The organism is Leeuwenhoekiella sp. LLG6367-2.1 (genome assembly GCF_045055775.1).
Lineage (GTDB): Bacteria > Bacteroidota > Bacteroidia > Flavobacteriales > Flavobacteriaceae > Leeuwenhoekiella > Leeuwenhoekiella aequorea.
Genome location: NZ_CP159331.1, coordinates 3307469 through 3319905 on the forward strand (window position 1 = coordinate 3307469; position 12437 = coordinate 3319905).

Genomic DNA, 12437 nt, shown 5'->3' on the forward strand with positions numbered 1-12437 from the left:
AAGTATTATTTAAAACTATTTAGTATTTCCTTATCACATACAGCGGAATCATAATTCTACTTTTATAAAATCTTATTGAGTATTCAAATTCTCTAAGATTTATAAAATCAAGAATCCATGAAATCACTTAAGAATTCAAGTCATAATAGTTTATCTGAGGGCGAAAATTTAAACGATTTTATTGTTGAAAATGATCATCCATGCGTGATGGCTCAAACCGTTTTTAAAACAAAAGCAGTTAGTCATTATAAATTTGATACTATTGAAAATCCTTCAAATGACCTCGCTATAATTCATAGACTTAAGAACTATATAGAATCATATGATTTCAATTCTAAAAAATTTCAGACTTTTATAGTAGAGTTTACAGACTCTTATTCAAAATCTGAGCTTGAATTTGAAAAAGACCTTTGGGCATTTTTAGAGCGTTTAAAAAAACACGATAAATGTGAATGGGATCCTTCGGTGAGTTCAGATGTGTATGATACTAATTATAGTTATAGCCTTTTAGGAAATGCTTTCTATATAATAGGAATGCACCCTAACAGCTCTCGCAATGCACGAAGTACAGAAAATGTAACATTAGTATTTAATCTACACCACCAGTTTGAAATTCTTAGACAAATGGGGGTTTATACAAATGTACGTGATCGCATACGTAAAAGAGACGAGGAAAAAAACGGTTCAATAAATCCAATGCTTGCAGATTTTGGAAAAAGTTCTGAAGCCCTTCAGTACAGTGGTCGTAATATTACTGAAAAATGGGAATGCCCATTTAAACATTAAACTATGCTAAAAACAATTCCAAAACAATCTGGAGATTCATTTACCCTTAAAAAAGGTCAATATTTAAAAGTAATAGATATTAAAGGAGAACAAGTAAGTGATCTTGTTGTCTTTGATGCAGAAAACCATCACGAGAAACTTTCCGCAGGAAAAAGTATGGATTTCGAGGAGTCTATTTTACTTACTACAGGAAATTATCTTTGGAGTAATTTAGGAAATAAATTACTTAAAATAATAGAAGATACAAATGGTAGAAATGATTTTTTATTAGCACCTTGTTCTCAGGAGACGTTTGAAATTATGTATGGCATAAAGGATTTTCACCCAAGTTGTTTCAACAATCTTCAAAATGCCTTAAAACGTTTTGATATTCCGCATTACGACATTCCTACTGCATTTAATGTATTTATGAATGTACAATTTGATCAGAACGGAAAACTATCGGTCTTACCTCCTACTTCTAAGGCTGGAGATTATGTTATTTTTCAAGCTGAGCGTGATTTGGTTGGAGCACTCACTGCTTGTTCGGCAAGTGATAGCAATGGAGGATCTTTTAAACCTATTCATTTTGAAGTTTTAGATTCACTTTAACTATCTTATTACTTAATTCGTTTACGCGCTATAGATAATATGCTCATAACCATACTAGGGATTATTGCCGGTGTTTTCACAACAATTGCTGTGCTTCCTCAGGTTTTTAAAGTTATTAAAACAAAATCTGCCGAAGATATTTCGATGTGGATGTTTGTCTGTTTACTAGTTGGTGTTGGATCGTGGACGCTTTATGGTATAGCAAAAGAAGATTGGCCTATTATTATTACTAATGGACTTTCGTTTATATTTAATGGAACAATGGTTTATGTGAAATTGAAGTATTCTAAAAACTAATTCTATGGATAATTTCTTTACTAAGAATAAGCTTTCAATATATGGAGGCTTAATTACGTTTGTCTTTTTAGGTATCGCAGTCTTCTTTTTAGGTGATATTAGTGGCTACAAGGCAAAAGAATTAATAGAAGTTTCTCTTTCTGGCCTCAATATGCTCTGCAACACAATTGTACTAGGATCTGCAACGATTTTAGCTTTATTACTTACGCTATTGGGTATAAGTACGGGATCAAACTCTAAGCTTAAAAAGGCACATTACATCCAGGTATTAAATATCGCTAAATTAGATACAATCCTTTTTATCTCGGCGCTTATTATGTTTCAGATGTTCAATATTCCACTTACAGAGTCTGAAGATATGCATACGGAATGGTTCAAGTATTTATACTGGATAACCTTATTTTTTTCATCCTTGATAAGTGGTATGATGGTAACCGTGATACTATTATTATATACAACGGTCACCAATATTATAACCATTGTAGGTTTAGAAAAAGATCATTACTTAATTTCTGAAGATGAAATTGAAGAGGAAGAAGAAAAGGACTAATCCTATTTGTTATTATAACTCCACTTTACCACCTCGTTATTACACCGCAAATACTTTTATAAAAGTAAACCAATTATCTGGTAGTTCTCAAAACTTCGAGCGGTGTACTTTTGATAACACTTCTACTATTACTCAGACCTATTATAAGTACTAATAATGTAATACCTGGTAATAAAACTGCAAATGGTATTATGGATGGAATAAATGTTGTTTCAAAAACGAAATAAGCAAGTGCCAGACTTCCTATTAAAGAAAGTAATATCCCCGATAATGCACCTAAAAGTCCTAAATATAAATATTCCAGGCCTTGAATCTTTAAAATGTCCTTGCTCTTAGCTCCCATTGTCCTTAGCAAAACACTTTCTCTAATACGCTGATATTTGCTGGTACGCACAGCGCCAAGCAATACTATTACACCAATTAAAATACTAAAGAATGCCATGAAGTTTATGATATAGCTAATTTTTGTAAGAAGCTTTTCAATAACTGTAAGTACCTGACGCAAATCTAGAATTGAAAGTGTAGGATATTGAGTTACAAGAATACGTTGTATATCTGCAGATGTTTGATCATCTATAACCTTGGTAGTTACAATTCCAAACTGAGGTGCTGTTTCTAAAACCCCTTTTGGAAATACAATGGAAAAGTTTAATTGCATTCTGCTCCAGTCCACCAGGCGTATACTCCCTATTTGCGTGGTAATTAATTTGCCCTGCACATTAAAAACTACTTCGTCTCCTAATTCTACCTGCGCATCAGTTGCAAAATTATCACTTACTGAAATAGGTATTATTCCAGCATTAGATTCCACCGATTTTGTAAATGAACCAGCTTGCAATGTCTCTGAAGCAATTAACGAATCTCTATAGGTAGTTCTAAATTCGTGATTAAGAATCCACCTATTAATCTGGCTAGTACTGTCAATTTTTAAATCTGTATTTGTACGACCATTAATACTGTGAACACGCATTGTAACAATAGGAATTTGCTCAAGTGCGTTTAAGTTATTTTCTTCTAATGTAGCGACGATATGTTGCATTTCATCTTTTTGTACATCTAGAAGAATCATATTTGCATTCTCCGTTTTGCCATCCAAAGCTGCTTGTGATAATAGGATATCTTTAGTGAAATAAAGTGTACTTATAAGAAATGTCCCTACTCCAATGGCCAAAATAAGAACAACAGTTTGATTCTTTGGTCTAAAGAGATTGCGTAAACTTTGCCGTGATGTAAAACTCCAGGTAGATGGAAAGTAATGCCGTATCAGTCGCATAAAACCTCGAGCGATACCAGCCAGAATACTGAATGTAACCAGAATACCTGCTAAAAAACCTAGAGCATATCTATAATCTTGTAATAGCCAGAATGCATATAAAAATATAAAGGATAGTATCGCAAGTGTCACTGCAACCGCTATTCTACGTGATTGCATTTCAGATTCTATAGTACGAAGCGCCTGAAGTGGTGATATTTTTAAGGTATTTAATAATGGATATAACGCAAACAGTACAGACATAAATATACCTGTTACAATTCCCATTAAAACTACAGTCCAAGAAATTGTTATCGTAACATCTACGGGCAATAAATCTTTAAGTAATAATGGAAAAAGCTGTTGAAGAATTAAACCGGCAAATGTTCCAATTATTCCACCTACTAAACCTAGACTACCTATTTGAATTAAATAAATTTGAAAAGCCTGATTGCTGGACGCACCTAAACATTTAAGTATAGCAACAGACTTTAATTTTTCACGAATATAAATTGTGGTAGCACTAGCTATTCCTACACATCCTAAAAGCAATGCAATAAAACCCACAAGGTTTAGAAACTTTCCAAAATTCTCATAACGCCGCCCTAGTCGCTCACTGGTAGCAAGATGTGTATCTAAATCTGCCTCAACAGCATCTAAACGATCAGACACTGCGTCTTCAAGCTTTGTTAAGTCAGTTCCCGGCGCATTAAAATAATATTCATATTTTATACGACTTCCTACTTGTACAAGACCCGTTTCTTCTATGGCTTCATAAGGAATTATGACAGGCGGAGCAATTGCACTAAAAACGGCATTACTACCTGGCAGTGCATTTAAAGCACCTAAAACAGGGAGAGTTACCGCTCCAATTTTTATACTGTCTCCTGGTGTTATATTTAACTGCAATAATACAGTTGCATCTACGAGAGCTCCTTTTTTTACATTAAAAACGGTGGCTGCCTCTGCTGGAGTCGTTTCAATTTTACCGTAAAATGGAAATCCGTTAGAAATTCCACGTACCTGCATCAGTTTAGTAGCTTGATTTTTTGTGAATAGCGCCATCGATGAGAAAGCAATCTCCCGAGCATCTGCACCACCCAAAGAGTCTACTATTTGTTGAGCATCTTGTGTTAACTCATTGTCGCTATCAATTTTAAAATCAGCTCCCATTAAACTCTTTGATTGTAGAGCTATGTTTGTTTTCAGCGTTTCTCCAAAAGATTGTATTGAAACAATTGCTGCAATACCTAAAACTATGGAGAGCATAAATAAGCTTAGCTTACCAGCACTGGCTTTAAAATCTCTCCAGGCCATATTAAACAACCAACTTATTCCTGCACTGTTTTTTAAATTCTTAGACATGAGTAGAACGAGTTAGGCTAGCGATTTTACCGCCTTTTATAGTAAGAATATTCTGTGTCTTTTTTGCCAGTTCCATATCGTGAGTAACTAGAACAAGTGTTGTTCCCAACTCTTTATTCAATTCAAATAACAATTCAACAACTCTCTCACCTGTTTCTGCATCTAGATTTCCAGTTGGTTCATCAGCAAATAATATTTTTGGTTCGTTAGCAAATGCCCGAGCTAATGCTACGCGTTGTTGTTCACCTCCAGATAATTGAGAAGGATAGTGATTGCCTCGATTTCCTAATCCTACTTTTTCAAGAAGCCCTTTAGCACGATCCATTGCATTTTTTGCGCCTCTTAATTCTAAAGGAATTGCTACATTTTCAATAGCTGTTAATGTAGCTAAAAGCTGAAAATCCTGAAATACAAATCCTACGTGTTCGTTACGTAAAGCAGCTCGCTCATCTTCAGAAAGCGAATTCATAACAATACCATTCAAGGTAACCGTACCAGAATCTGGTTTGTCTAAACCTGCACAAATTCCTAGCAATGTAGTTTTACCACTTCCCGAAGGTCCTACAATAGAAAAAGTTTCGTTTTTTGTTATACTAAAGTTAATATCTTCAAGTACAGTAAGCTTTTTAGATCCACTAGTATAGGTTTTTTCTAAATTTGAAATCTTTAGTATGGAAGTCATTGTGGGAATATTTGTTCAAATGTTTAATTTGACGGAGTATTGAGGTAGTACCTTACAGAAAATAGTGATTATCATTTCACTGTTAACCCGTTCTGCGGAAAAATAAGTAATTACAATTAATTAAAATTAGATCACCTTGAGAACCTTTTTACTAGTATGCTGTTTTTTAATTTCTATAAGTCTTGGATCTTGTAATAATAAAACATCAAAAACTACAACCACATCTACCCAAGTAGATTCTGAAACTTCTGAAATCACTGAGCCTTCAGACACAATTAATAATACAATTCTTTTTTTCGGGGATAGCCTTACTGCTGGTTACGGCCTTGATAATCCTGAAAATGCTTTTCCGGGTTTGATTCAGAAAATGATTGATAGTATTCAGTTAAACTATACGGTTGTAAATGCCGGAATTAGTGGAGAAACTACTTCTGGTGGAAAAAATAGATTAGATTGGATTTTAGAAACAGACATCGATATTTTTGTTTTAGAGCTGGGAGCAAATGATGGATTGCGAGGATTGCCAGTTTCAGAAACAAAAAACAACCTTCAGGATATAATAGATCGTGTTCAATCTAAGATTCCTGATGTACAAATAGTTCTTGCCGGTATGCAACTCCCGCCCAATCTAGGAACTCAATATACACAGGACTTTAAACAAACATTCTACGATTTGGCCAAAAAAAATGATCTTACTTTAATCCCCTTTTTATTAGAAGATGTAGGTGGAATTGCAAAACTTAATCAATCTGACGGAATTCATCCTACTGCAGATGGCCACAAGATTATTGCAAAAAACATTTTCCCTATCTTAAAGCCTTTAATGTATTCAAATGATTGAAGATCCACGATTTTTTAAATTTATGATTGCTGTATGTACGCTATTTAGTATTGCTTCAATTTTTTTAGGGTATTATGAAAGTTATGACTTAACATTTCTGCTCATTTTAACGAGTTTTCTGTGCACAGGCATTAGTAGCTATATTGCATTAAGAAAACTAAAAAAAAAGTAGGTTAAATAAATTTAATGACTTCAAAGAATACAAATCTGGAGCAGCTTTATGATTACCTTAATGATGAAGAAGATGCCAGAACATGCAAAGCCATTGACGAAGAAGCTTGCAAAGAAACCCCTGATAATTATTTCTTACTGCTAGTAAGCAATATGCTTACCTCATTGGGCGATACATTAAGTAATCCAAAAACCGTTCTAACGTGGATAATGAGTTTTGTTAATGCCCCTGTCATGCTTATAAGTTTTATAGTGCCTATAAGAGAATCCGGCTCCATGTTACCCCAGTTATTTATTGCGCATTACATACGTAAAAAACCAGTGCGTAAATATGTATGGGTGTTGGGATCTCTGATTCAGTTTTTAGCCGTTGCAGGCATAGGATTGGTGGCACTTTTCTTTGAAGATCTGGCGGCAGGATGGTTAATTATAGGCTGTTTAATTCTATTTAGTTTGGCAAGAGGTCTCTGTTCTATAGCTTTTAAAGATGTATTAGGAAAAACTATTCCCAAGCAAAAACGAGGAAAGTTAAAAGGGTATACAGCTTCAATAAGTGGTGTTTTGGTCTTACTTGCGGGGTTATATATTCTTTATAAATCCCAAGACGATGTAGGTATAGAATTTTATAGCTATCTCATCTTTTTTGCAGCAAGTTTATGGCTCATCGCTGCACTTGTTTACGCTAATATTAAAGAATTTCCCGGTGAAACCGAAGGTGGAAATAATGGTCTGGCAGAAGCTTGGAAGAAAATAGGAATTTTAAAAACCGATAAGCAATTTAGAAACTTTGTAACTACAAGATCACTTTTATTATGTTCTGCACTTACAGCTCCCTATTATGTTCTGCTTGCTCAACGTTATGTAGGCAAAGAGGCTTATTTATTAGGCTTTTTTGTTATTGCTAATGGAATAGCTTCTATTATAAGTGCTCCTGTTTGGGGTAAAATGGCAGATAAATCAAGTAGAAAAGTAATGACTTATTCTGCCCTTATTACATCTGGACTTGGACTTCTAGTTATAGCTATCATTATTTTTTTACCCGCTTTTAAGGATAAGATTTGGCTATATCCTGTTGCATTTTTTATATTAGGAATCGCTCATCAAGGGGTACGACTTGGAAGAAAGACTTATATTGTAGATATGGCTGAGGGTAACCAGCGTACAGATTATGTCGCGGTTAGTAACACGGTAATAGGTATTATATTATTGATAACAGGTGGCGTTAGCGCATTGGCTTCTTTAATTTCTGTGGAAGGTATAATTGCTGTTCTCTCTATTTTAGGGATTTTTGGGGCTATTAAGAGTACCACACTTCCTGAAGTAGAATAAATTTCTTCAGAATAATTAGATAAGAATAATTATGGATGCATTGGAAAATTATTTTAATACTACAGATCAGTTTAAAGATGCTATTTCTAAGTTAAGGGATCTCCTATTAAAAACTGAGCTGAAAGAAACTTATAAATGGAATGCTCCTGTTTACACCATTAATGGTAAAAATGTCGTTGGGTTAGGTCGATTTAAAAATCATTTTGGTATTTGGTTTTTTCAGGGTGCGCTACTTAATGATCCTAAATCTCAATTACACAATGCTCAGGAAGGTAAAACAAAAGCCTTGAGACAACTACGGTTTTATAAAGAAGAGGATATTGTAGAGGCTACAGTATTAGGTTTTCTGAAAGAGGCTATAGCGAATCAAAAAAACGGATTAGAAATTAAATCCGAGAGAACAACATCTAAACTAGACATACCAAAGGAACTAGAGACTGCATTAGAAAAAGATCAAAAATTGAAAAAATGCTTTGAAAATCTAACTTCTGGAAGACAAAAAGAGTTTGCAAAACATATTTTAGAAGCAAAGCAAGAAAAAACGCGTCTTAGAAGATTAAATAAAATACTTCCGCTTATACGAGACGGAGTGGGATTGTATGATAAATATAAAAATTGTTGATTATGGCTGCTAATAAAACACAACCTACGTCAAATTCAGTAATAGATTATCTTAATACTGTCGACAACAATAAACGACGTGAAGATGCTTTTGTATTGCTTGATCTCTTTGACAATATTATGTCTGAAAAAGCGGTTTTATGGGGTGAGTCGCTTATAGGCTATGGAGAATATCATTACAAATATGAAAGTGGCCGAGAAGGGGATTTCTTTCTCACAGGATTTTCTCCACGCAAACAAAATTTATCTATATACATAATGCCCGGCTTTAGAAAGTATACCCATTTGTTAACTAAACTAGGCAAGCATAAAGCAGGAGCATCATGCTTATATATCAATAAAATAGAAGATATTGACATCACTATTCTTAGACAACTTATCAAAGAGTCGGCGGATTATATGAGGACTAAATATAATGCTGTATAAGTAGACACCAATTTAAAATTACTATTCCTTAAATTATGAGATTACTATTTATATTAAGTTCTATAGCCATATTTGTAGTTACCAGTTGTTCATCAATCAAACATGCAGATTTAGATTATTTAAACAGCTCTTACGAACTTTCTGCGACAAAGCCTACGCTAAATATTTTTCAACCTAAAGATTCTACTCAACAGCACGATGTTTTAATTTTTGTTCACGGAGGAAATTGGGATAGTGGCTCTAAAGGAACCTACTCTATATTAGGTCGTAATTTTGCTAAAAAAGATTTTGTAACGGTAATACCTGGTTATACTTTAAGTCCGTTTGCTAATTATGATATGATGACTCAGCAAATAACGCAAGCTATCTTATGGACAAAAGAAAACATCGCATCATATGGTGGGAACCCTGATAGAATATTTTTAATGGGCCATTCCGCCGGCGGACACCTAATTGCGCTTGCTACTATGAATCCTAAGTACTTAAATGATCCCACACTAGTGAAAGGGCTAATCCTAGATGATGCTGCAGCACTTGATCAATATAAATATCTACAGGAAAATCCTCCTACAGAAGAGGACTATTATAATATTACCTGGACGAAGGATCCTGAAGCCTGGCGAGATGCATCACCTTATTATTTTATAGATGAAAACACACCACCCATTTTAACTTATTTAGGTACTAAAACAATTCCATCATTATATTATTACAACGATTTGTTTCATCAGAAACTTATAGAAGTACAACCTGATGCTGAATTGATTATTTTAAATAAAAAACACGTACCCATGATTACTCAATTTTTCTGGCCATTAAGTACGCGTTTCAAGGAAATTAAAGCATTTACCGAAGGAATAAATTAATCTTCTTCTGCTATTATTTTATTTTGCTTAAACGGTCTAATTATTAAACGTGCAGCTTTGTCAAAGTTGATGTAGCTATACGTCCAATTAAAGAAAGTAACCACCCGGTTTCTAAAACCTACTAAGAACCAAAGATGTATAAACATCCAAATAAACCACGCAAAGAATCCTGCAAAACGAACTTTACCTATATCAACAACCGCTTTATTTCTACCTATGGTTGCCATTGAACCTTTATCGAAGTAACTAAAGGGTTTCAATTCTTTATTTTTCAGTTTATTTTTAAAATTTATGGCTAAATTTTTTCCTTGCTGAATAGCGGGTTGTGCAACCTGAGGGTGACCTTTCGGAAAATCTTCGGTTTGCATTAAAGCAATATCTCCTATTGCATAAATATCTTGAAAACCGGCTACCTTATTATAACGATCAACTTTATACCTATTAATTTTAGGCAATAGTGAAGTTTCTTCAAAACCAGAAATAGCAGCGCCAGTAACACCTGCAGACCAGATGAAAGTTGCTGTATCTAAAATAAGATCGCCCTTTGTCGTCATTCGGTTATCTTCGTAATTATCAACGAAAGTTTTTAGATGTATGGTGACTCCCATATCTTCCAAAAACTTCTGAGCTTTCTTGGATGAATATTCACTAAATGGGGGCAAAACGCGGTCAGCTCCTTCGACAAGGTGTATTTCAATCTCACTTATATCCATATCAGGATAATCTGCTTGTAATACATTGGATCGTAATTCTGCAAATGCTCCACTAAGTTCTACGCCAGTAGGACCTGCTCCAGCAATGACAAAACGTAATAATTCTTTTCGCTTTACAGGATCTTCGGTACGATTTGCACGCTCAAGATTTTCAAACATTAAACTACGAATGTTTAAAGCCTGGGGAAGACTTTTCATCCATACTGCATTATCTTCTATTGTTTTATTTCCGAAGAAATTTGTGCGGGTTCCTGTAGCAATTACGAGATAATCATAAGAAAGATCACCTATATCTGTACGTACTTTTTTGAGATTAGTATCTATATGATCTACTTCCGCAAGGCGGAAATGCATATTTTTTTGATTACGTATTAATTTTCGCAGCGGGTAAGCTATAGACTCGGGTTCTAATCCAGATGTAGAAACCTGATATAATAAAGGTTGGAATGTGTGAAAATTACGCTTATCAAGAAGTACTATTTGATAATCTGTTTTCTTTAAATTTTTAATCAAATTAATTCCTCCAAAACCTCCACCAATTATAACAATACGAGGTTTTTGAGTTTTAGGAATATTCATAGCTGCTAGTTTTAACAAAGTTACTCAACAGAAGATAAACCTATAAATCTTTATTATTAATTTAGCTTTATCTGTAACATAGTTCCCGCAGGAGATACAAATAGATAACTAATCAATTAGCTCTTGGATCCGCAACTTGAAAAACAATTTGTAACCCAGCTTGAAGCGAACCAGAATATTGTGCATAAGATCTGTAGGTTATATACTCACGATCAAGAATCACATAACGATTTGTTTCAGGAAATTACAATTCAATTATTTAAGGCATACCCTAAGTTTAGAGGCGACTCAAAATTTAGTACCTGGATGTATCGGGTGGGACTTAATACCTCAATAACACTTTATAGAAAATCAAAGCGCAGTATACGCACACAGGATTATGATAGTGTGATGTTTAAAATTGCCAGTACAGAGTATGATAACACGGTTGAAGAACAACTAAAATTGATGTACTCGGCAATTCGCCAACTTAGTGATATAGATAAAGCACTTGTTTTTTTGTATTTGGAAGATAAACCTTATAGTGAGATTTCTGAAACATTAGGTATCTCTGAGGTTAATGCTCGTGTAAAGATGAATCGTGTTAAAGGAAAGTTGAAAGACTTATTAAATGTGTAGCAGCAGATGGATGAACTCGAATTTTTAAAAAAAGACTGGAAACGGCAGGAAGCCGATCTCCCTAAGGTGAGCATAGACTCCCTATATAAAATGATTCATAAAAGATCATCTTCTATAATGAAGTGGATTTTATACATATCAATAATCGAATTTTTATTTTGGACTATACTAAATGCATTTACTATTAATACTAAAAGCTTAAACTCTCTCAAAGAATTGCACTTATATGAATTTGAAATAGTTGCGACATTTATTCACTATTGTCTGCTAATCTATTTTATCTACATTTTCTATAAAAACTATAAAGAAGTACAAACGACAGAGAATACCAGTATACTTATGAAGCGTATTTTAAAAGTACGCAAGACGGTAAATTATTATGTGATTTACAATTTGGTAATGGCATTTGTGATTGGAATGATTGTGTTCATAGCTTCAGCATTGTATAGCCCAAAAATTCAGAAACTTTATATTGTAAGTAAAGACGGCTCTACGAGTTTACCTCTAACTTTTATAATAACATTTCTAGCGATGTTTTTATTTATGATAGGGATATTTTGGTTATTCTACAAACTATTGTATGGTATTCTACTGCGTAGATTACAGCGCAATTATAAAGAACTTAATAAATTAGAGTTAAGAAATTAATTCATACCCATTTTCTTTTTAAATAAATCCCATCTTCACGATGGGATTTATTTGTTTAGAGCTTCCCCTCATAATTTGTAAGCTCGAGAAATTCTCTATTTA

General features: G+C 33.9%; 14 protein-coding genes. 11 read left to right on the plus strand and 3 right to left on the minus strand.

Going from position 1 to position 12437, the window contains the following annotated elements; translation table 11 throughout:
* Positions 1-117 precede the first annotated feature (117 nt).
* Genes gntA through ABVM53_RS14765 form a run of 4 tightly spaced genes read left to right on the plus strand, consistent with a single transcriptional unit; the run spans position 118 to position 2224 of the window.
* Complete coding sequence (gene gntA, locus ABVM53_RS14750; protein WP_405327574.1) at positions 118-786, plus strand: guanitoxin biosynthesis heme-dependent pre-guanitoxin N-hydroxylase GntA; 669 nt, start codon at positions 118-120, stop codon at positions 784-786.
* Positions 787-789: 3 nt separating this feature from the next.
* Positions 790-1377, plus strand: a complete 588-nt coding sequence (locus ABVM53_RS14755; RefSeq protein WP_405327577.1) for a DUF1989 domain-containing protein — start codon at positions 790-792, stop codon at positions 1375-1377.
* Positions 1378-1416: 39 nt separating this feature from the next.
* The gene (locus ABVM53_RS14760) at positions 1417-1674 is read left to right on the plus strand and encodes a SemiSWEET family sugar transporter (RefSeq protein WP_405327580.1); all 258 of its coding nucleotides are present in this window, start codon (positions 1417-1419) and stop codon (positions 1672-1674) included.
* 4 nt (positions 1675-1678) lie between these two features.
* A complete protein-coding gene (locus tag ABVM53_RS14765; RefSeq protein ID WP_405327582.1) occupies positions 1679-2224 on the plus strand; it encodes a hypothetical protein in 546 nt (181 codons plus the stop codon).
* A 73-nt stretch (positions 2225-2297) separates the two neighbouring features.
* Here the strand turns inward: ABVM53_RS14765 and ABVM53_RS14770 are convergent, their stop codons facing one another.
* Positions 2298-4841: an ABC transporter permease gene (locus ABVM53_RS14770; protein WP_405327585.1), complete on the minus strand. Its 2544-nt coding sequence runs from the start codon at positions 4839-4841 to the stop codon at positions 2298-2300.
* On the minus strand, positions 4834-5523 hold the full coding sequence (locus tag ABVM53_RS14775; RefSeq protein ID WP_405327588.1) for an ABC transporter ATP-binding protein: 690 nt from the start codon (positions 5521-5523) through the stop codon (positions 4834-4836). The genes ABVM53_RS14770 and ABVM53_RS14775 overlap by 8 nt, the downstream gene beginning before the upstream one ends.
* 136 nt (positions 5524-5659) lie before the next feature.
* Here ABVM53_RS14775 and ABVM53_RS14780 point away from each other — a divergent pair, with 136 nt between their 5' ends.
* The 5 genes from ABVM53_RS14780 to ABVM53_RS14800 all read left to right on the plus strand — a co-directional run bounded on the left by ABVM53_RS14780 (position 5660) and on the right by ABVM53_RS14800 (position 9777).
* Entirely contained in the window at positions 5660-6364 is a 705-nt protein-coding gene (locus tag ABVM53_RS14780; protein ID WP_405327591.1) for an arylesterase, read from the plus strand.
* Positions 6365-6550: 186 nt separating this feature from the next.
* Positions 6551-7864 carry an MFS transporter gene (locus ABVM53_RS14785; RefSeq protein WP_405327593.1) on the plus strand — a complete coding sequence of 438 codons (1314 nt, stop codon included), beginning with the start codon at positions 6551-6553 and terminating at the stop codon, positions 7862-7864.
* 31 nt (positions 7865-7895) lie between these two features.
* Complete coding sequence (locus ABVM53_RS14790) at positions 7896-8486, plus strand: YdeI family protein (RefSeq protein ID WP_405327596.1); 591 nt, start codon at positions 7896-7898, stop codon at positions 8484-8486.
* A gap of 2 nt (positions 8487-8488) precedes the next feature.
* On the plus strand, positions 8489-8911 hold the full coding sequence (locus tag ABVM53_RS14795; RefSeq protein WP_405327599.1) for a DUF1801 domain-containing protein: 423 nt from the start codon (positions 8489-8491) through the stop codon (positions 8909-8911).
* Positions 8912-8946: 35 nt separating this feature from the next.
* Positions 8947-9777, plus strand: coding sequence for an alpha/beta hydrolase (locus tag ABVM53_RS14800; protein WP_405327602.1), 831 nt, complete (start codon positions 8947-8949; stop codon positions 9775-9777).
* Here ABVM53_RS14800 and ABVM53_RS14805 read toward each other — a convergent pair.
* Positions 9774-11069 carry an NAD(P)/FAD-dependent oxidoreductase gene (locus tag ABVM53_RS14805; RefSeq protein ID WP_371456647.1) on the minus strand — a complete coding sequence of 432 codons (1296 nt, stop codon included), beginning with the start codon at positions 11067-11069 and terminating at the stop codon, positions 9774-9776. The genes ABVM53_RS14800 and ABVM53_RS14805 overlap by 4 nt on opposite strands.
* Positions 11070-11192: 123 nt before the next feature.
* On the opposite strand from ABVM53_RS14805, the gene ABVM53_RS14810 reads away from it, so the two are divergent.
* Positions 11193-11687, plus strand: a complete 495-nt coding sequence (locus ABVM53_RS14810) for an RNA polymerase sigma factor (RefSeq protein WP_128756902.1) — start codon at positions 11193-11195, stop codon at positions 11685-11687.
* A gap of 6 nt (positions 11688-11693) precedes the next feature.
* Positions 11694-12335 (plus strand): hypothetical protein, encoded by a 642-nt coding sequence (locus tag ABVM53_RS14815; RefSeq protein ID WP_405327605.1) that lies wholly within the window; start codon positions 11694-11696, stop codon positions 12333-12335.
* Positions 12336-12437: the final 102 nt, after the last annotated feature.

What these genes read in the sequence shown, in the direction of transcription:
- gntA (WP_405327574.1), top strand. Translation starts at nt 118, where the DNA reads ATGAAATCACTTAAGAATTCAAGTCATAATAGTTTATCTGAGGGCGAA.
- ABVM53_RS14755 (WP_405327577.1), top strand. Translation starts at nt 790, where the DNA reads ATGCTAAAAACAATTCCAAAACAATCTGGAGATTCATTTACCCTTAAA.
- ABVM53_RS14760 (WP_405327580.1), top strand. Translation starts at nt 1,417, where the DNA reads ATGCTCATAACCATACTAGGGATTATTGCCGGTGTTTTCACAACAATT.
- ABVM53_RS14765 (WP_405327582.1), top strand. Translation starts at nt 1,679, where the DNA reads ATGGATAATTTCTTTACTAAGAATAAGCTTTCAATATATGGAGGCTTA.
- ABVM53_RS14770 (WP_405327585.1), bottom strand. Translation starts at nt 4,841, where the DNA reads ATGTCTAAGAATTTAAAAAACAGTGCAGGAATAAGTTGGTTGTTTAAT.
- ABVM53_RS14775 (WP_405327588.1), bottom strand. Translation starts at nt 5,523, where the DNA reads ATGACTTCCATACTAAAGATTTCAAATTTAGAAAAAACCTATACTAGT.
- ABVM53_RS14785 (WP_405327593.1), top strand. Translation starts at nt 6,551, where the DNA reads ATGACTTCAAAGAATACAAATCTGGAGCAGCTTTATGATTACCTTAAT.
- ABVM53_RS14790 (WP_405327596.1), top strand. Translation starts at nt 7,896, where the DNA reads ATGGATGCATTGGAAAATTATTTTAATACTACAGATCAGTTTAAAGAT.
- ABVM53_RS14795 (WP_405327599.1), top strand. Translation starts at nt 8,489, where the DNA reads ATGGCTGCTAATAAAACACAACCTACGTCAAATTCAGTAATAGATTAT.
- ABVM53_RS14800 (WP_405327602.1), top strand. Translation starts at nt 8,947, where the DNA reads ATGAGATTACTATTTATATTAAGTTCTATAGCCATATTTGTAGTTACC.
- ABVM53_RS14805 (WP_371456647.1), bottom strand. Translation starts at nt 11,069, where the DNA reads ATGAATATTCCTAAAACTCAAAAACCTCGTATTGTTATAATTGGTGGA.
- ABVM53_RS14815 (WP_405327605.1), top strand. Translation starts at nt 11,694, where the DNA reads ATGGATGAACTCGAATTTTTAAAAAAAGACTGGAAACGGCAGGAAGCC.